This is a genomic window from Micromonospora sp. 15K316, assembly GCF_004348525.1.
In the GTDB taxonomy this organism is placed as follows: Bacteria; Actinomycetota; Actinomycetes; order Mycobacteriales; family Micromonosporaceae; genus Micromonospora.
Genome location: NZ_SMKG01000022.1, coordinates 1 through 18373 on the forward strand (window position 1 = coordinate 1; position 18373 = coordinate 18373).

The 18373-nt window shown below is 72.8% G+C and carries 14 protein-coding genes; 3 read left to right on the plus strand and 11 right to left on the minus strand.

Annotated elements, in window-relative coordinates:
• Window positions 1-7: 7 nt before the first annotated feature.
• The 6 genes from E1211_RS08005 to tmk form a co-directional block, all read right to left on the minus strand.
• Window positions 8-847 (minus strand): regulatory iron-sulfur-containing complex subunit RicT, encoded by an 840-nt coding sequence (locus E1211_RS08005; protein WP_132346999.1) that lies wholly within the window; start codon window positions 845-847, stop codon window positions 8-10.
• Window positions 848-1135: 288 nt separating this feature from the next.
• Window positions 1136-1822 (minus strand): hypothetical protein, encoded by a 687-nt coding sequence (locus E1211_RS08010; protein ID WP_132347001.1) that lies wholly within the window; start codon window positions 1820-1822, stop codon window positions 1136-1138.
• Complete coding sequence (locus E1211_RS08015; RefSeq protein ID WP_132347003.1) at window positions 1822-2127, minus strand: hypothetical protein; 306 nt, start codon at window positions 2125-2127, stop codon at window positions 1822-1824. The genes E1211_RS08010 and E1211_RS08015 overlap by 1 nt, the downstream gene beginning before the upstream one ends.
• 1 nt (window position 2128) lies before the next feature.
• Window positions 2129-2458: a YbaB/EbfC family nucleoid-associated protein gene (locus E1211_RS08020; protein WP_120673670.1), complete on the minus strand. Its 330-nt coding sequence runs from the start codon at window positions 2456-2458 to the stop codon at window positions 2129-2131.
• A 144-nt stretch (window positions 2459-2602) separates the two neighbouring features.
• Window positions 2603-3862: a DNA polymerase III subunit delta' gene (locus E1211_RS08025; protein WP_132347005.1), complete on the minus strand. Its 1260-nt coding sequence runs from the start codon at window positions 3860-3862 to the stop codon at window positions 2603-2605.
• Entirely contained in the window at window positions 3862-6186 is a 2325-nt protein-coding gene (tmk, locus tag E1211_RS08030; RefSeq protein WP_256371315.1) for a dTMP kinase, read from the minus strand. Before tmk ends, E1211_RS08025 begins: the two co-directional genes overlap by 1 nt.
• Window positions 6187-6333: 147 nt before the next feature.
• On the opposite strand from tmk, the gene E1211_RS08035 reads away from it, so the two are divergent.
• Window positions 6334-7542: an amino acid deaminase/aldolase gene (locus tag E1211_RS08035; protein ID WP_132347007.1), complete on the plus strand. Its 1209-nt coding sequence runs from the start codon at window positions 6334-6336 to the stop codon at window positions 7540-7542.
• A gap of 286 nt (window positions 7543-7828) precedes the next feature.
• On the opposite strand, the gene E1211_RS08040 is transcribed toward E1211_RS08035, so the two are convergent.
• On the minus strand, window positions 7829-8404 hold the full coding sequence (locus E1211_RS08040; protein ID WP_132347059.1) for a TetR family transcriptional regulator: 576 nt from the start codon (window positions 8402-8404) through the stop codon (window positions 7829-7831).
• A gap of 225 nt (window positions 8405-8629) precedes the next feature.
• Between E1211_RS08040 and E1211_RS08045 the strand changes: the two genes are divergently transcribed.
• Window positions 8630-9943 carry a D-arabinono-1,4-lactone oxidase gene (locus E1211_RS08045; RefSeq protein WP_132347009.1) on the plus strand — a complete coding sequence of 438 codons (1314 nt, stop codon included), beginning with the start codon at window positions 8630-8632 and terminating at the stop codon, window positions 9941-9943.
• A gap of 223 nt (window positions 9944-10166) precedes the next feature.
• Window positions 10167-11048, plus strand: a complete 882-nt coding sequence (locus E1211_RS08050) for a DUF559 domain-containing protein (protein WP_132347011.1) — start codon at window positions 10167-10169, stop codon at window positions 11046-11048.
• Between the two features lie 66 nt (window positions 11049-11114).
• On the opposite strand, the gene topA is transcribed toward E1211_RS08050, so the two are convergent.
• The 4 genes from topA to E1211_RS08070 all read right to left on the minus strand — a co-directional run bounded on the left by topA (window position 11115) and on the right by E1211_RS08070 (window position 18141).
• On the minus strand, window positions 11115-13943 hold the full coding sequence (topA, locus tag E1211_RS08055; protein ID WP_132347013.1) for a type I DNA topoisomerase: 2829 nt from the start codon (window positions 13941-13943) through the stop codon (window positions 11115-11117).
• A 410-nt stretch (window positions 13944-14353) separates the two neighbouring features.
• Window positions 14354-15148 carry a hypothetical protein gene (locus E1211_RS08060; RefSeq protein WP_243709417.1) on the minus strand — a complete coding sequence of 265 codons (795 nt, stop codon included), beginning with the start codon at window positions 15146-15148 and terminating at the stop codon, window positions 14354-14356.
• Window positions 15139-15681, minus strand: coding sequence for a hypothetical protein (locus tag E1211_RS08065; protein ID WP_132347015.1), 543 nt, complete (start codon window positions 15679-15681; stop codon window positions 15139-15141). The genes E1211_RS08060 and E1211_RS08065 overlap by 10 nt, the downstream gene beginning before the upstream one ends.
• 99 nt (window positions 15682-15780) lie before the next feature.
• Window positions 15781-18141, minus strand: coding sequence for a sodium-translocating pyrophosphatase (locus E1211_RS08070; RefSeq protein WP_132347017.1), 2361 nt, complete (start codon window positions 18139-18141; stop codon window positions 15781-15783).
• Window positions 18142-18373: the final 232 nt, after the last annotated feature.

The window sequence follows — 18373 nt, forward strand, 5'->3', positions numbered from 1 at the left end:
CGGGGGGTCAGGTGTTGTAGTGCTGGTCGTGGGCCTGGCGGGGGGCGCAGACCGACGCGCGGGAGCAGGAGCAGCGGGAACCGTCGGCGTCCAGCCGGACCGTCAGCGAGTCGCGCGGGACGCTGTGGCCGACCACCCGGCCGTCACCCTCCGGTGTGGAGACCCTCGCACCGACCGCCGGCGCCGTCTCCTGGAACCGCTGGTACAGCGGGTGCTCGTACTTCAGGCAGCACATCAGTCGGCCGCACGCCCCGGAGATGCGCAGCGGGTTGAGTGGAAGGTCCTGGTCCTTCGCCATCCGGATAGTGACCGGCTCGAAGTCGGTGAGGAAGGTCGCGCAGCAGAGATCCCGCCCGCAGGAGCCGATGCCCCCCTGCACCCGGGCCGAGTCCCGGGCCGAGAGCTGACGCAGCTCGACCCGGCAGTGCAGGGTCGCCCCCAGATCGCGGACCAGGGAGCGGAAGTCCACCCGGTGCGGGGCGGTGAAGTAGACGGTGCTGCGCTCCCCGCCGGCCTCGGCGGAACCGAGCACATGGTCGACGGCCACCACCTTCATCGGCAGCCCGTGCGCCCGGATCAACCGCTTCGCGGCCACCTTCGCCTCGGCCTTACGGCGGCGCAGCGCCTCGTCACGGCGGAGGTCGTCCTCGCCGGCCACCCCGGCCAGCCTGGGGAAGCCGTCCGTGTCCTCGCTGACCCACTGCGCGGCCCAGACGCACTCCGCCACCTCGGGCCCGTCGTCCGTGGGCACCAGCACCTTGTCACCGACCTGCGGGCGGAACTCGCCGGGGTCGAGGTAGTAGAGGCGCCCGTACCGGTTGAAACTGACCGCGCAGAGCATGCCCATGCCCCCCACCCTACGACGAATCGGTGCCCCGCGTCGGGGCCGCCGTCGCCGCCCGGCTACACCGTGCAGCCATCCATGGGAGTCGAATCGAATGACTCGACGGCCAACCCGTCGTGCCGTTGGTCCTCGCCCGGACGGCTGAATCCGGGCCGCGACGGGCGACAAACGGCCCGCGGGCGCGTTGAGTGAGGACCAGACCTGCGGGGGGTGCAGGGGGAAGACCACGGCGTCGCCGACGGCAGCGGGTTCGGCCCGGTGCCCGAACGCGACGCCGTGGGCCGTCCGGGGTCACCACCCGACGCGGGTGGTGCCGTCGTAGCGGGGGCGGCCCACCACCGTGGGGCGCCACGTCGCCTCGGCGAGACTCGGCCCCCACTGCCGCAGCAGCGTCTCCGCCCCGTCGTACGCGACGCAGAGCACCGCCAGCACCCGCGCGGCGATCTCCGCCGCCTCCGTCACGCGCGGACCGGCAGACCCCGGTCGGGCCGCCGCCCCGGTCAGCACGGAGGTCGCGGCGACCACCGCCACGGCCTCGGCCGAGCGGAGTACGTCGGCGAGCGCCCGGGCCAGCGCGAGCCGGCTGCCCTCGATCCAGTCGGCGAGCGCGTCGGCGTAGCCCGCCGTGGAATCGAGCCGGCCGACGAGGCTGTCCGGCCCCTCGTCCAGGTGGCGCAGGAGCGCCGCCCGCGACTGCCCGTACGCCTCGGCGGCCGGCCCGGACCAGAGCATCGGATCGGTGAGCGTGGTGGAGACGTCGTCGTAGCCGCGGACCAGCCGACGCACCCCGTGACCCGCGTCGGCCATGGGCGTGGGGCGCAGCTCCAGGAAGTGGCGCACCGCCTCACCGGGGAGCACCTGCATCCGGCGCAGCAGCGGCCAGACCCGATGCTCGTCGGGGGCACCGGCGGCGAGCAGTGTGTCCACCCGGCGCAGCAGGTCGAGCCCCGGTTCGGCGAGGCGGTCCAGGGCGTCCATCACGCCTCCCCGGCCAGCCGCCGCCGGACCCCCCGGTCGACGTCGACGTAGTGGTCGGCGGCTTCCCGCACGGCTGACGCGGCGGCGTTGAGCCGGCCGGCGGCCATGCGGGCCTCGCGGGACCGGTTGTCGGTGGCCGCCGTCCACTGCCGGTGCAACGCGCGACCGATCTCGCCCGGCCGACCGGGCGCGTCGGCGCCGAACGCGGCCTGCGGCGGGTCGCTCGCGGTGACGGTGTGGGACAGCGTGGTGAGGGTGGCGGTGGCCTCGTCGAGGCGGGCGGCCAGCGCCCGCAGCGCGTCCATCTCAGGCCCCCGCGAGCGGTCGGTAGGCGGCGAAGGTCTCGTTGTGCAGCTTCTCCCGGGCCCACTCGGCGGCGTCCGCTGCGGCGGTGACGGCGGCCTGCACTGAATTGGCCACGTCACGGGGGTTGCGGGCATGCAGCGGGCCGAGGAAGCGGACGTCGGTGATCCGGCCACCGGCGGTCACCACCACCTCGACCAGCCCGTCCGGCGAGCGCACGGTGACCTCGACGGTCGACACCGCCTGGTCGAACTCGGCCTGGAGCGACTCGATCCGGCGGTAGCGCCGCACCGCCTCCTCGATCCACGCCTCGTCGATTTCCCCCCGTGGCATCGGCGGACTCCTCCCCCGGCTCATCCTCACTGAGCGTGGCTTCCCCGTCACCACGGCATGCCCCGGACCGTACCGTATGGAAATCGAACCTGTCGATGCCTGTGGACGAGCGGTCCGGCAGGCGGGATCCGCGCCGGGCTCCGGTCAGCCCTTCCAGAGGGCGAGCATCATCGCCTCGACGGCGATCCGTGGCTTCACGTTCGCCTCGAGGGCCGCGCGGCAGGTGAGCACGGCCTCCAGTCGGCGCAACGCTCCCTCGGCGTCCCACTTCTGCGCGCCGGCGGCCGCCACCTCGGCGGTGTCGGTGTGCACCGGCGCGACCGGTGCGCGTAGCGCCACGGTGAGCGCGTCCCGGTAGAAGCCGGCCAGGTCGACCAGCGCCCGGTCCAGCGCGTCCCGCTGGGCCCGGGTGGCCCGCGACTTCTGGCGCTTCTCCAGCTCCTTGAGCTGCCCGGCGGCGCCCCGGATGGCGCCGGCGGCGCCCCGGCCGGTGCCGCCCGCCCCGAGCGCCGTCTCCAGGGCAGTCCGCTCGGCGGCGTCGGCCTCCGCCACGGACGCCTCGGCCTCCGCCTCGGCGGCCTCGATCAACGCGGACGCCGCGTCGAACGCCGCGCCCACCCCGGTGAGCCGGCGCGGGACCGCGAGCACGGCGTCGCGCCGCTTGCGGGCCTCCGGGTCGCGGGCCAGCCGTCGGGCCCGGCCCACGTGCCCCTGGGCGGCGGCCGCCGCCCACTGCGCCACGTCGGGGGCGACGCCGTCCCGGCGGACCAGCACCTCGGCCACCGCGGCGGGCGGCGGCTGCCGCAGCGGTACGACCCGGCACCGCGACCGGATCGTCACCGAGACGTCGTCCGGGTGGGTGGACGGGGCGCAGAGCAGGAAGACCGTACGCGGGGGCGGCTCCTCGATCGCCTTGAGCAGCGCGTTGCCGGCCGCCTCGGTGAGCCGGTCGGCGTCCTCGATGATCACCACCTGCCAGCGCCCGCCGGACGGGGTGCTGGCGGCCCGCAGCACCAGCGCCCGCATCTCGCCGACGCCGATGGAGAGCCCCTCCGGCACCACCAGCCGGACGTCCGCGTGCGTGCCCGTCATCGTGGTGTGGCAGCCGGGGCACTCACCGCAGCCCGTGCCGTACGCGCACTGCAGGGCGGCGGCGAAGGCGCGCGCCGCCACCGACCGCCCGGAGCCCGGCGGCCCGGTGAAGATCCAGGCGTGGGTCATCCCGGCGCCCGGGTCGGCGGCGGGCGCGGCCTCGTCGACAGGCGCGCCGTCGACGGGCCCCGCCGGCACGAGCGCCCGCTCGCCGGCGGCGTGCCGCAGCACGGCGGCCGCCGCCGCGGCGGCCCGGCGCAGCGTGGCGACCGCCTCGTCCTGACCGACCAGGTCGGCGAAGACGTCCGGCATCAGGTCCGTTGCTCCATCGTCACCAGCTCCGCGTCGGATAACTCCGGCTGCACGGAGGTGTCCGGTCCCTGCGCCCGGCGCGGGTGCACGATCCCGGCCGGGTCGCCGAGCAGCTCGTCGACCCGCTGCGCCACCAGCCGGGCGATCTCCTCCAGCGGCCGGCCGGCGTCGAGCACCAGGTAGCGCTTCGGGTCGGCGGTGGCGAGGTCGAGGAACGCGTACCGGACCCGCTCGTGGAAGGCCACGGACTCGGCCTCCAGCCGGTCGGCGGACTCGCCGCGGGCCGCCGCCCGGGAGAGCCCGGTGCGCGGGTCGACGTCGAGCAGCACCACCAGGTCCGGCTTGAGCCCGCCGGTGGCCCAGGAGGAGAGCCAGGAGACCTCGTCGACCGGGAGCGTGCGCCCCGCCCCCTGGTACGCCAGGGAGGAGTCGACGTACCGGTCGCTGATCACCACACCGCCCCGGGTCAACGCCGGGCGGACCACCGTGGCCACGTGGTGGGCGCGGTCGGCCGCGTAGAGCAGCGCCTCGGCGCGCGGCGACGGCGCCTCCCCCTCGGCGGTGTCGAGCAGCAGCGACCGGATCCGCTCACCCACCGGCGTGGCACCCGGCTCGCGGGTGACCACGACGTCGCGGCCCTGCATGCGCAGCCGGTCGGCGAGCAGCGCGAGCTGGGTGGACTTCCCGGCGCCCTCGCCGCCCTCGAAGACCACGAAGAGCCCGTTGGAGACGAACGGCTCGGCGGGCATGAGCGGACGGCCCCGGATCGAGCCCCAGAGGTCGGCCAGGACGGGTACGCCCTTCTTGTCGTCCATCTGCCCGAACGCGCTGATGCCGGCGAAGATGCCGGCCGCGCCGGCGGCGAGCAGCAGCAGCCGGGTCGAGGAGACCGAGACGCCCAGGTCGGCGATCTCCAGCTTGCGGGAGCCGCCGACACCGGCGAGCAGGCTGCTCAGCGCGATCGCCAGGATCAGCACCAGCCGGGTACCGATCTGCACGACCGCGAAGACCCGCCCGCGCACCTCGTCGGCGATCTCCCCGCCGAGCAGCGTGGTGCCGGCCAGGAAGGCCATTCCGGCTCCGGCGCCGACCAGGATCGCCCCGACGATCGCCATCGACAGGTGGATGGCGAAGGCGAGGGTCATGACCGCCGCGCTGGCCAGCACGATGCTCATGCCGAACCAGCGGCGCCGGGACATCTCCTTGACGATCATCGGGCCGAGCCCGATGCCGAGCGCCAGGCCGATGAAGATCGCACCGAAGAGCAGGAAGAAGGCGGCGTCGCCGGCACCGAGCGAGTTCGCGAAGAACCGGGCGGTGCCGATCACGATGCCGCCACCGGCGAACGCGCCGAAGATGCCGAGCACCAGGCCCCGGACCAGTCGGGTGTGGGAGATGAACCGCCAGCCCTCGACGAACTGCCGGGTCATGCTCTGCTCGGCGTGCTCCTGCTTGCCGCCCCGGGTCTGGCTGATCTCCTTGATCCCGAACGCCACCACCACGGCGGTGGCGAGCCGGGAGAAGGAGTTGAACCAGAGCGCCAGCTGGGCCGGCTCCGCCCAGCCGGGGACCTCACCGCCGGTCGCCGCCCGCACGCTGCGGTCGAGCCCCGCGATGGCCAGCGCGGCGAGCACCGGCGTCAGGCCGTACGTGGTGATGAGGGTGAGCTGGTTGGCCGTCTCCAGCCGGGCACGCGGGATCAGGTTGGGTACCGCGGCCTCCTTGGCCGGGATCCACATCAGGGTGATCGACTCGATCAGGAAGGTGGCGATCGCCGCCCAGGTGACCACGAGGCCACCGCTGGCGCCGGTGAGGGCGTACAGCGGGATCGAGGCGAAGAGCACGAAACGCAGCAGGTCGCAGATGACCATGGTCCAGCGCCTGTCGAACCGGTCGGCGAAGACGCCGGCGAGCGGCCCGAGCACCAGCGCCGGCAACAGCCGTACGGCGATCACACCACCGAACGCGGCGCCCTGCGCCGTGCTGCCCTGCACCTGCGCCGCGGCGAAGACGGAGGTAGCCAGGAGGCCCAGCCAGTCGCCGAAGGAGGCGACACCGAGCACGAGCCAGAGCCGGCGGAACGGTCGGATGCGCAGCACCGAGCGGATCGCGTTGTAGCCGGACCGGTCGGTCTGGGGCGGGGTGCCCGGTTGGCTCGCGGCGCCGCCGACCTGCCCCTCGGCGCTGCCGAGCGGGGCGGTGGAACTCTCGACCGGGCCCGGCGGGCCGTCGGGCTGGCTGGCGGACGGCGACACGCCGGGCGACTCGCCGTTGTTCTGGCTTTCGATGGCCGTACCTCCACGTGCCGGCCCATCGCTGGGCATCCCCGGTGGAACACTCTAGACCCGGTGGGCTGCGGTCCCACCCTGACATTCTCCTGCTCGCCGAGCCTAGGCCGCCGGGACCATCACCCGCAGCCGGGCGTACGCGAGGCTATTTCGCATTGACCGCCGGACAGTTAGCGTGCACACGTGGCCATCGAACGCGACGAACTTCGCGAGCGCCTGGAACGGGCGACCGCCCACCTGGATCCGCCGTACGCCGTGGTCGACCTGGCCGCCTTCGACGCCAACGCGGCCGAGTTGGTCGGCCTCGCCGCCGGCAAGCCGCTCCGGCTCGCCAGCAAGTCGGTACGCAGCCGCGAGTTGATCGCCCGGGCCCTGGCCCGGCCGGGCTGGCGGGGCGTGATGGCGTTCACCCTGCCCGAGGCGATCTGGCTGGTCCGGGCCGGCGTCTGCGACGACGTGCTGGTGGCGTACCCGAGCGCCGACCGGGGCGCGCTCGCCGCGCTGACCGCCGACCCCGACCTCGCCGCGGCGATCACGTTGATGATCGACAGCACCGACCAGCTCGACCTGATCGACGGCGTGCGTGCCGCCGACCGCCGGCCCGAACTCCGGGTCTGCCTCGAACTCGACGCCTCCTGGCGGCCGATGGGTGGGCGGGTGCACGTCGGCGTACGGCGCTCCCCGGTGCACGGCGCGGCGGCGGCCGGCGCGTTCGCCGCCACGGTCGCCGGGCGCGCCGGCTTCCGGGTGGTCGGCCTCATGGCGTACGAGGCGCAGATCGCCGGCCTCGGCGACGCGCCGCCCGGGCAGGCGTTGCTCGGTCAGGCGATCCGCCTGGCCAAGCGTGGCTCGTACCGGGAACTGCTCGCCCGGCGGGGCGCGGCGGTGGCGGCCGTACGCGAGCACGCCGACCTGGAGTTCGTCAACGGCGGCGGCACCGGCAGCGTGGCCGCGACCAGCGCCGACCCCGCGGTCACCGAGGTCACCGCGGGATCGGGTCTCTACGGTCCGACCCTCTTCGACGCGTACCGCGCCTGGCGCCCCACCCCGGCGGCCTACTTCACCTGCTCGGTGGTGCGCCGGCCGGCCCCCGGCCTCGTCACGGTGCTCGGCGGCGGCTGGATCGCCTCCGGTCCGGCCGCGGCCAGCCGACTGCCCCGGCCGGTCCTCCCGGCCGGACTGAAACTGCTCGGCCCCGAGGGCGCGGGCGAGGTGCAGACGCCGCTGACCGGCGCCGCCGCGGACACACTCCGCGTCGGCGATCGGGTGTGGTTCCGGCACGCCAAGGCCGGTGAGCTCGGCGAGCACGTCAACGAGCTGCACCTGGTCGAAGGGGACACGGTCGTCGCGACGGCGCCCACCTACCGGGGGGAGGGGCACGCCTTCCTCTGACCCGGTCCCCCGCGCCGGCCCGGGCGCCGCACGCGGGGTTCGTCGCGCAGGCGGGGTCCTCGCCGCACGCGCGGGATCGGCGCCGCGTGTGCCGGATCGGCGCCGCGCATGCGGCATCGGCGCAGCAGACGGGGTCGTGGCGCCGCGCGCCGGTTCGTCGCCGCACACGCGGGATCGTCGCCGCACACGCGGGATCGTCGCCGCACACGCGGGTCGAGCCGGGCCGGGCGGCGCGGACCGGCCGGCCCGCACGTCGGTCCGGGACCGATCGGGCCGGCCGGACGGCTCAGCCGGCCCGGGCGCCGTCGGTCGCGGCGTCGACCTGACGGTGCAGGTACTCCCGGATCAGTGCCTTCGCCTCGGCCAGCACCCGGTCGTCCCCCTCGGTACTCCGGCGGAACGCGAGCTTGATGAGCGCGTCGGCCGTCTCCACGGCGACTTCCAGGTGGAAGCGGAGCTCGGGGACATCGGTGAGCCCGAAGCGCTCGGTGAGCACCCGGGCCAACTGGTCCGCGATCACCCCGTTGTTGTCCCGCTGCTCATCGAGCAGGTGCAGGTCGACCACGTCGCCGAAGTGCAGGGTACGGAAGCCCGGAACGGTGCGGTGCATCGTGATGTACTCGTCGATGCTCGCGTCGACGCCGTCCCACCAGTGGGTCAGGTCGTCCGAGGCGAACCGCTCGTCGAGCCGCTGGAGGTAGGACTCCATCGTGCGCAGGGTCAGCGCCTGCACGATCGCCCGCTTGTCCGGAAAGAACTGGTAAACCGACCCGATCGCCACCTCGGCACGCTCGGCGAGCAAGGTCGTGGTCAGCCCCTCGTACCCCACCTCGTCGACGAGTTCGGCGCAGGCGTCCAGCATCCGCTGGACTCGCGCGACACTTCGACCCTGCACCGGTACGCGGCGCAGCGGCCCGGTCGTGGCAGCTGGTGTGGACACTCGGCGCCACCCCCCTTCGACGGATGAACATATCTGCACGTCACTAGCTCGTGACTACCGGTACAACGAGCGGACCTCAGTTGCGGTATTTACCAGCGACAACGTTCCTGATATGAAGTCACTTCATATTCACATCGAGGAGCGCGCATGGCCGGCACCGCACCGTCCACCGTCCCCTGGTCCAACTGGGCCGGCAACCAACGCGGTGCCGCCATCATCCTGCGCCCCGGCTCCGTCGCCGACGTCGTCGATACCGTTCTCGCCACCCGGGACGCCGGCGGACGGCTCCGGGTCGCGGGCAGCGGCCACTCGTTCACCCCGATCGCCCTCGCCGACGACCGGCGGATGGAGCTGTCGGCGCTCGACACCGGCGTACGGGTCGACGCCGAACGGCGGCTCGTCACCGTGCCCGCGGGGACGACGCTGCACGCGCTCAACGACCTGCTCGCCCGGCACGGCCTCGCGCTGCCCAACCTGGGCGACATCGACGCGCAGACCGTCGCCGGGGCGATCTCCACGGGCACCCACGGCACCGGCGCCGGGTACGGCTGCCTGGCCACCTTCGTCGAGGCGATCACGCTGGTCACCGGGGCCGGCGAGGTGCTGCACTGCTCGGCCGAGGAGAACTCCGACGTCCTCGCCGCCGCCCGGGTCTCACTCGGCGCGCTCGGCGTGCTGGTCGAGGTGACGCTGCGCGTCGTGGACGCGTTCGTGCTGCACGCGCACGAGCGGCCGGCGCCCCTCGGTGACGTGCTGGCCGGGCTGCCGGAGCTCGTCGAGGCGCACGACCACGTCGAGTTCTACTGGTTCCCGTACACGGCCCGGGTGCAGGTGAAGGCGAACGACCGGGTGCCCGTCGACGATCGGCCGCTGTCGCGGCTGCGCGGCTGGCTGGACGACGAGTTCCTCTCCAACACCGTCTTCGCGGGTGCCTGCCGGGTCGGACGCGCCGTACCGGCCCTCGCCCCGACCATCAGCGCCATCTCCGCGCGGGCGCTCACCGAACGCCACTACACCGGGCGCTCCGACGCGGTCTTCTGCACCTCGCGCCGCGTCCGCTTCGTGGAGATGGAGTACGGTCTGCCCCGCGCCGCGCTCGGCGAGGCACTCGACGCGCTGCGACGGATCGTCGACGGGCTGCCGTTCAAGGTGCTCTTCCCGGTCGAGGTGCGCTTCACGGCGGCCGACGACATCTGGCTCTCCCACGGGTACGGCCGCGACTCCGTATACCTCGCCATCCACCAGTACGTCGGCATGCCGTACGAGCCGTACTTCACCGCCTTCGAGCGTGTCGCCGAGGAGCTCGGTGGCCGGCCGCACTGGGGCAAGCTGCACTGGCGGGACGCGGAGTCGCTGGCCCCCGCGTACCCCCGCTGGGCCGACTTCCACGCCGTCCGCGACCGCCTGGACCCCGACCGCGTCTTCACCAACCCCCACCTCACCCGCATCCTGGGCGCCTAACCCCGCAATCTTGGAACGAAAACGCCCCTATCACGGCAGATTCGTACCAAGATCTTCGCGCTATCCACAGGGACCGATAGAGCTCAAGAGATTGCGGCATGGTGGGGAGGTGAGGGGGCATGGGCGACAGGGACGGAGGCGAGGCGGCTGGGCGGCGCTACGCCGGGCTTTGCCGGCGGACGACGCCGATGAACTGACTTGGCTACTGTTCCACCAGGATGATGTGATCCGGCTCGACCAGGCGCGCTCCCACCTCTCGCCGGGGGCGATTCGGCACCGGGTCGAGACCGGCCGCTGGCGGCAGGTGCACCGCGCCATATACGTCACCCACAGCGGTCCCGTCGGTCCCGACCAGTTCCGGTGGATCGCCGTGCTCGCGGCCGGGCCGGCGGCCCTGCTCGGAGGGCTTACCGCAGCGCAGGCATGTGGCCTGCGCCGGTACGACGGCGCCACCGTGCACCTGCTGACACCGGCGGCACACCGGGCCCGCTCGCTGCCTTCCGGCGTCCGCCTGCACCGCACCACCGTGCTGAGCGAGGAGGACGTCCTCCGGGTGGGGCAGCCACCGCGCACTCTGCCGGCGCGGTCACTGGTGGACGCCGCCCAGTGGGCAGCCTCCGACGAGGACGCCCGCGCGATCATCGCCGCCGGTTTCCAGCAACGGCTCGTCGCGGGCGACGATCTTCACCGGGTCCTCGACCGGCTGCCACGTGCCCGTCGTCGTCGGCTCATCATGCAGACGGCCTCGGACGCCGGTGGTGGCGCCCACTCCCTGGCCGAGCTGGATTTCCTCGGGCTCGTTCGGCACGCCGGTCTGCCCGAGCCGTCCCGTCAGGTCGTCAGGTACGACCCATCCGGACGACGCAGATACCTCGACGCCTGGTTCGAGGAGTGGCGTGTCCACGTGGAGATCGACGGTGGACAGCATCTCGACCCGCGTGTCGCGTGGGCCGACATGCGACGACAGAACGACCTCTGGCTCGACGGTGACCGCGTACTCCGCTTTCCGGCGTGGGCGATCCGCACGCAACCCGAGGAGGTCATCAGCCAGCTTCGAGCCGCGCTTCGCGCCGCCGGCTGGCCCGACGCACCTCAGCACGATTGATCTTGGTACGAATACGTCCCGTCAGAGGCACATTCGCACCAAGATCTCGCCTTGGCTCGTCCGAGGTCAGTCAGTGGGGGTGGCGGCCTTGCGGGGAGCGGCCTTCTTCGCGGGAGTGGCCTTGGCCGTCGTGGTCTTCTTCGCGGCCGTCGACTTCGCCGCCGCCGCGGTCTTCTTCGCCGCAGTCGACTTCGCCGCCGTGGTCTTCTTCGCCGTGGTCTTCTTGGCGGCCGCCTTCTTGCGCGGCGCCGGGCCCTTCGCCCGCTTCTCGGCGAGCATCTGCGAGGCCTCCTCGAGGCTGAGCGCCTCGGGGGTCTGACCACGCCGCAGCGACGCGTTCACCTCACCGTCGGTCACGTACGGGCCGAACCGGCCGTCCTTGATGACCAGCGGCTTCTCGGTCGCCGGGTCCGCCCCCAGCTCACGCAGCGGAGGCGCGGCGGCTCGCCGCTGGCGCGTCTTCGGGGCGGCCAGCAGGGCCAGCGCCTCGTCGAGCGTGACGGTGAACATCTTCTCCTCGGAGTCCAGCGACCGGAACTCCTCGCCCCGCTTGACGTACGGGCCGTAACGGCCGTTGTTGGCGAAGACCTCGCCGCCGTCGGGGGCGACACCGACCAGCCGGGGCAGGCTGAGCAGCTTCAACGCCTCGTCGAAGGTGAGCGAGTCGGGCGTCTGCGAGCGCAGCAGTGACGACTTGCGTTCGCCGCTGGCCACGTACGGGCCGAACCGGCCGGACTTGAGCAGGATCGGCTCGCCGGTGGCCGGGTCGTCGCCGAGCTTGCGCTCACCACCGCCGCCGAGGAAGAGCTCGTGCACCTTCTCCGGGGTCAACTCGTCCGGCGCCAGGCCCTCGGGGATCGGTGCCCGGTCGCCGTGCGCGGCGCCCTCCTCACCCTCCGCGGGCGGGGCCGCCTCCTCGCCCGGAACCCGCCGCTCCAGGTACGGGCCGTACCGCCCGACCCGGACGACCACGTCGCGGCCCTCGTCGTCGGCGAAGAGCGGGATCGAGTTGACGCTACGGGCGTCGATCTCGCTGAGGTTCTCGGTGACCAGCTTCTTCAGGCCGCCCGCGTGGGCGATCGTCTGGTCGCCGGTGCCGTTGGTGCCGCCGAAGTAGAACGAGGTGAGGAAGTCGACGGCGGCGTGGTCCCCGCCGGCGATCTCGTCCAGCTCGTTCTCCATGCTGGCGGTGAAGTCGTAGTCGATGAGGCGCGGGTAGTGCCGCTCCATCAGGCCGATCACCGCGAACGCCAGGAAGGTCGGGATCATCGCCTGGCCGCGCTTGTTGACGTAGCCGCGGTCCTGGATGGTCTGCATGATCGACGCATAGGTCGACGGGCGGCCGATGCCCAGCTCCTCCAGCGCCTTGACCAGCGAGGCCTCGGTGTAGCGGGCCGGCGGCTGGGTGTGGTGGCCCTGGGCGGCCAGCTCCTCGGCGGTCAGCGGCTGGTCCTTGACCAGGGTCGGCAGGCGGCGCTCGGCGTCCTCGGCCTCGGCGTTCTCGTCGTCGCTCGACTCGACGTACGCGCGCAGGAAGCCCGGGTCGGTGATGGTCTTGCCGGTGGCGCCGAAGTCGACCTCCTCGCTCGTCGAGGAGATCGCCCGGATGCGGACCGAGACGCTGGAGCCGACCGCGTCGGTCATCTGCGAGGCGATGGTGCGCCGCCAGATCAGCTCGTAGAGCTTGAACTCCTCGGCCGACAGCTCCTTGGCCACCTCGCCCGGGGTGCGGAAGTTGTCGCCCGCCGGGCGGATCGCCTCGTGCGCCTCCTGGGCGTTCTTCACCTTGCCGGTGTAGCGACGCGGCTCCGGCGGCACGCTGCGCTCGCCGTAGAGCTCGACGATCTGCCGGCGGGCCGCCGCGATGGCGGTCTCCGACAGGTTCACCGAGTCGGTACGCATATAGGTGATGTAGCCGTTCTCGTAGAGCCGCTGCGCGGTGCGCATCGTCTGCTGGGACGAGAACCGCAGCTTGCGGGCCGCCTCCTGCTGGAGGGTGGAGGTGATGAACGGCGCGTACGGGCGACGGCGGTAGGGCTTCTCCTCGACCCGGGTGACAGTGAACGGACGGTTCTCCAGCCGGGCGGCGAGGCCCCGGGCACCGCTCTCGTCCAGGTGCACCACACCGGCGCCGGGCTTCACCCGACCGGTGGTCGGCTCGAAGTCCTTACCGGTGGCGATCCGGTCGCCGTTGAGGGCGATCAGGGTGGCGTGGAACGTACGGGGGCCCTCGCCGGAGTTCGCCACCGCGAGCGTGGCCAGGATGTCCCAGTATTCGGCGGTGCGGAACGCCATCCGCTGCCGCTCCCGCTCGACCACGATGCGGGTGGCCACCGACTGCACCCGACCCGCCGAGAGCTTCGGCATGACCTTCTTCCACAGCACGGGCGAGACCTCGTAGCCGTAGAGGCGGTCGAGGATGCGTCGGGCCTCCTGCGCGTCGACCAGGTCGCGGTCGATCTCGCGCGGGTTCGCCACCGCCGCCTGGATGGCCGGTTTGGTGATCTCGTGGAAGACCATCCGCTTGACCGGCACCTTGGGCTTGAGCGTCTCCACCAGGTGCCAGGCGATCGCCTCGCCCTCGCGGTCCTCATCCGTGGCCAGGAAGATCTCGTCGACCTCCTTGGCCAGCTTGGTCAGCTTGCTGATCTGCTGCTTCCGGTCGGACGAGACCACGTAGAGGGCGTGGAAGCCGTTGTCGACGTCCACCCCGAGCCGCGCCCACGGCTCACCCTTGTACTTCGCCGGTACGTCGGCGGCGTTGCGCGGAAGGTCCCGGACATGGCCGAAGCTCGCCTCCACGACGTACCCCGGGCCGAGGTAGCCCGAGATCGTCTTGGCCTTCGCCGGTGACTCGACGATGACCAGACGGGTGGTTCCCGCGTTGCTCGGCACGTCTCTCCCTGACCTAACTCCTGCTCGTGACCGCTCGGTACCCGTTTCAGGTCGTGTTCGACCCGCCGGACCCCGGCGGTCCGGATGTCCAACGTAACGCGCCGTCCGCGTTTCGGGTTTCGCGGGCGGCAAACCACCCCGGCGAGGGGTGGATGTGCCGGACGGCGCCACCGTACACCGTGGGTAGGGCCCTGAGCGGGCCACTGTGATGATGGCGGGCCCACGTCCGAGTTCCCAACTGCCGGTTTTATACCTGTATCGTCCTGCCCCCTGTCCGCCACCGGACAGCCCGGGCCCCGCGCACCCGCACGGCCTTTTCAGGGAACGAGTGGCCTTGGCGTGCTGGATGGCCACTCGTTCCGAGACAGCGTCCGCGCGAGCAGCGGTGCGGCGAGGGTCGGTGACGGTCGTCAGGGCCAGCTCGGCGGCGGCGCGGCGGCCGGACGGTCGCCCACCAGTTCGGCGAGGCGGCGCAGCCGGTTACGGCCGGTGATCAGGTACGCCGGGCCGCCCGCTGCCCGATCGAGCAGTTCACCGGCGAGTCCGACCGCGGCGAGCGCCCGGGAGACCGGCTCCCAGCACTCCTCGTCCGCCGCGCCCAGGCGCAGCCGGCACCCGGGCGGGTCGACCTCTCCCGCCGCCGCCAGCCAGAGCCGCAGCCGCCGCCCGTTGAGATGGAAACCGGCCGGCGGCCGCTTGGCCGCCCCCCGCGTCCACGCCACCGCGAGCGGTTTGAGCGCCCGGGTGTACGAGGTGCGTACCGCGTGCCGCTCGTCCTCCGTCGGCTCCCAGCTCGCCGCGAGCCCCCGCTGGGCCAGCTCCGCCACCAGCACGTGCACCCGCCACGGTGCGTCCACCACGATCGAGAGCCGGGCGGTGCCCCCCATCCGGACCACCTCGCCGGGACCGGCGAGCAGGCCGGCGAGGTCGGCCACGGCCGGCTCGACCGTCTCCGCGCCGAAGAAGACCAGTTGCCGCCCCGCCTCGTCGACGCCCTCCCGGGGGGAGCGCGCCGCGCCCACGTTCGCCGGCCGTCCGGACCTCGCACCCGCCTTCGGATCCGGCGGACCGGCCCCGACGCCGGGATCGCCGGCGCCCTCCGACGGGGAAGACCCCCGGCGGCGGTTCGGTGCTGCCGGTCCGGGCACCGGGAAGAGCGTCGGGAGCTGCTCTCCCGACGGTTCGCCGAGCCCGTTCAGCGACACTCCGGCACCTCGTCGAAAGCCTGTCTCAACTCCTCCGAGTTGAGGCGGCTGGTGTCCAGCGTGCTTGCGTCGTACTCCTTGTTGAGTGTCTCCACCGCGGCCCGCACACCGTCGTAGAAGGCGGTGGGCTCGCCGGTGCCCAACCCTCCGACGGTCTCCGCCGCGCGGCCGTAGGCGTCACGCATCTGCCCGAGGGCGGTACGGAACCCGGCGGAGATCTCCTCGCCGTGCTCGGCCTCCGGCACGCCGGCCTCCTCGACCTTGCGTCGGGCGGTCTCGCTGGCCTTCTCCGCCCCGTCGAAGAGGCGGACCAGGTTCTCCTTCGCCTGCGCGGGAGTGGTCTGCGCCGTCATCTGCTGGTCGGTGCTGCTGGTGAGCCTGCTGATCTCCGACCGCCACGGGGCGAGCGCCGCACAGACCGAGGACGCCCACGCGCGGGGACTGGGGCCGCCGCCGCACCCGCCGGCCACCAGAGCGAGCGTGGCCAGGACCACCGTGAGCTTTCCGGCGGCAGTCGCCCGGCACGTACGCATGCGTTGCAGCGTACGGCCTCCGTCGAACGCAGGCACCGCTCAGGTTTGGGTGGCCCCGGCCGGCGACGCACGCCGGCCGGGGCCCTGGGGCGGTACCCGTCAGGCCGGGACCGTCTCCGACCGCTGGTCGGCGCTACCCGACCCGGTGCCGTCGCCGGCGTCCGTGTCGGACATCGCCACACCCTTGCGCTTGCTGACGTACACCGCCGCGACGACGACCAGCGCGGCCACGACCGCGATGGCGATCCGCAGGCCGGTGTTCTTCTCGTCACCGATGCTCCAGGCCACCACGGCCGGCGCGATCAGCAGCGAGACCAGGTTCATCACCTTGATCAGCGGGTTGATCGCCGGACCGGCGGTGTCCTTGAACGGGTCGCCGACGGTGTCGCCGATGACGGTGGCGCCGTGCGACTCGGAGCCCTTGCCGCCGTACGCGCCGTCCTCGACCAGCTTCTTGGCGTTGTCCCAGGCCCCACCGGAGTTGGACAGGAAGACCGCCATCAAGGTGCCCGCCCCGATCGCACCGGCCAGGTACGACGCCAGCGCCCCCGGGCCGAGGCCGAAGCCGACCGCGATCGGCGCCAGGATGGCGAGCAGGCCGGGGGTCATCAGCTCGCGCTGCGCGTCCCGGGTGCAGATGTCGACGACCTTGCCGTACTCCGGCCGCTGGGTGCGGTCCATGATGCCGGGCAGCTCACGGAACTGCCGGCGGACCTCCATGACGACGGCGCCCGCCGAGCGGGAGACCGCGTTGATGGCCAGCCCCGAGAAGAGGAAGACCACCGCCGCGCCGATGATCAGGCCGACGAGGTTCCGCGGGTTCGCCACGTTCAGCGAGTTGAGGATCTCGGCGCCGACGTCGCCCACCCCGGCGTCCGCGTACGCGGTGCGCAGGGTGTCGGTGTAGGAGCCGAAGAGCGCGGTCGCCGCGAGCACCGCGGTGGCGATGGCGATGCCCTTGGTGATCGCCTTGGTGGTGTTGCCCACGGCGTCCAGCTCGGTCAGCGTCCGGGCGCCGTGCTCGTCGATGTCGCCGGACATCTCCGCCACACCCTGCGCGTTGTCGGAGATCGGGCCGAAGGTGTCCATCGCCACGATCACGCCGACCGTGGTCAGCAGACCGGTGCCGGCCAGCGCGACCGCGAAGAGGGAGAGCGTGATGGAGCTGCCGCCGAGCAGGAAGGCGCCGAAGACGCCCGCACCGATGAGCAACGCCGAGTAGACCGCCGACTCCAGGCCGACGCTGATGCCGGCGAGGATGACGGTGGCCGGGCCGGTCTGCGAGCTCTTGCCGATGTCCTGCACCGGGCGCCGGTTGGTCTCGGTGAAGTAGCCGGTCAGCGCCTGGATCGCGGCGGCCAGCACGATACCGATGACCACCGCGCCGATGGCCACCAGCCGCGGGTTGCGGTCGACGTCGGTGAGCCCGCCCTCCAGCTCGGCGAAGGTCGCCGGCAGGTACGCGTACGCGGCGATCGCCACCAGCACCGCCGAGATCACCGCGGAGAGGTAGAAGGCCCGGTTGATCGCGGTGAGGCCGTTGCGGTCGGAGGAACGCAGCCGGGTGATGAACACGCCGACGATCGCGACCAGCACGCCGATCGTGGAGATGATCAGCGGGAAGACCAGCCCGTCCTCGCCGAACGCGGCCCGGCCGAGGATCAGCGCGGCGACCAGGGTCACCGCGTACGACTCGAAGAGGTCGGCGGCCATGCCGGCGCAGTCGCCGACGTTGTCGCCCACGTTGTCGGCGATGGTCGCGGCGTTACGCGGGTCGTCCTCGGGGATGCCCTGCTCGACCTTGCCGACCAGGTCGGCGCCGACGTCGGCGGCCTTGGTGAAGATGCCGCCGCCGACCCGCATGAACATGGCCAGCAGTGCGGCGCCGAAGCCGAAGCCCTCCAGCACGGTCGGGGCGTCGCCGCGGAAGACGATGACGACGAGCGCCGCACCGAAGAGGCCGAGGCCGACGGTGAGGAAGCCGACCACGCCACCGGTCCGGAAGGCGATCCTCATGGCCGCCTCGCGCCCACCCTGCCGCTCCCGGGCGGCGGCCGCGACCCGCAGGTTGGCGCGGGTGGCGAGCCACATGCCGGCGCCACCGATGAACGCGCTGAACAGTGCGCCGACCACGAAGAAGGCGGACCGGCCGATCTTCACGGCGAGCTCGCTGCCGTCGGTGTCGTGCACCGGCAGCAGGAAGAGCAGTACGACGGCGATGACGACGAAGATCGCCAGGGTGCGGAACTGCCGGAGCAGGTACGCCGACGCGCCCTCCTGGACCGCGCCGGAGATCTCCTGCATGTTGGCGGTGCCCTTGCCGGCCGCCAGGACCGCCCTGGTCAGGGCGGCGGCGAAGACGAGCGCCACCAGCGCGATGACCGCGGCGATGACGACGTACGTGACATTGGCTCCGGTAAGGGAAAGCCCGCCGCCCTCGGCGGCCAAGGTCTCGGACATCTGTGTCCTCCTGTACCGAACACGCACCGGTCGGTGGAGACGCACCGCCCGGCGCCTGGATGCGGACTCGCAAGCGCCCGCCGACCGCACCGAACGGACCAGCGACGAACACCCGTTCCCGCTGGCTGCGGGATGGATCACTTGCTGACAACCCGGGTACTGTAGCCCTCCGCAGTGTCCGAGGTCACACCCAGGGTCCGCCCCATGCCGATGATCTTCGTCGCTGTGTTAT

Coding starts and splice junctions, on each gene's coding strand:
- E1211_RS08005 (WP_132346999.1), bottom strand. CDS start 847: ATGGGCATGCTCTGCGCGGTCAGTTTCAACCGGTACGGGCGCCTCTAC.
- E1211_RS08010 (WP_132347001.1), bottom strand. CDS start 1,822: ATGGACGCCCTGGACCGCCTCGCCGAACCGGGGCTCGACCTGCTGCGC.
- E1211_RS08015 (WP_132347003.1), bottom strand. CDS start 2,127: ATGGACGCGCTGCGGGCGCTGGCCGCCCGCCTCGACGAGGCCACCGCC.
- E1211_RS08020 (WP_120673670.1), bottom strand. CDS start 2,458: ATGCCACGGGGGGAAATCGACGAGGCGTGGATCGAGGAGGCGGTGCGG.
- E1211_RS08025 (WP_132347005.1), bottom strand. CDS start 3,862: ATGCCGGACGTCTTCGCCGACCTGGTCGGTCAGGACGAGGCGGTCGCC.
- tmk (WP_256371315.1), bottom strand. CDS start 6,186: ATGCCCAGCGATGGGCCGGCACGTGGAGGTACGGCCATCGAAAGCCAG.
- E1211_RS08040 (WP_132347059.1), bottom strand. CDS start 8,404: ATGCTGGACGCCTGCGCCGAACTCGTCGACGAGGTGGGGTACGAGGGG.
- E1211_RS08045 (WP_132347009.1), top strand. CDS start 8,630: ATGGCCGGCACCGCACCGTCCACCGTCCCCTGGTCCAACTGGGCCGGC.
- E1211_RS08065 (WP_132347015.1), bottom strand. CDS start 15,681: ATGCGTACGTGCCGGGCGACTGCCGCCGGAAAGCTCACGGTGGTCCTG.
- E1211_RS08070 (WP_132347017.1), bottom strand. CDS start 18,141: ATGTCCGAGACCTTGGCCGCCGAGGGCGGCGGGCTTTCCCTTACCGGA.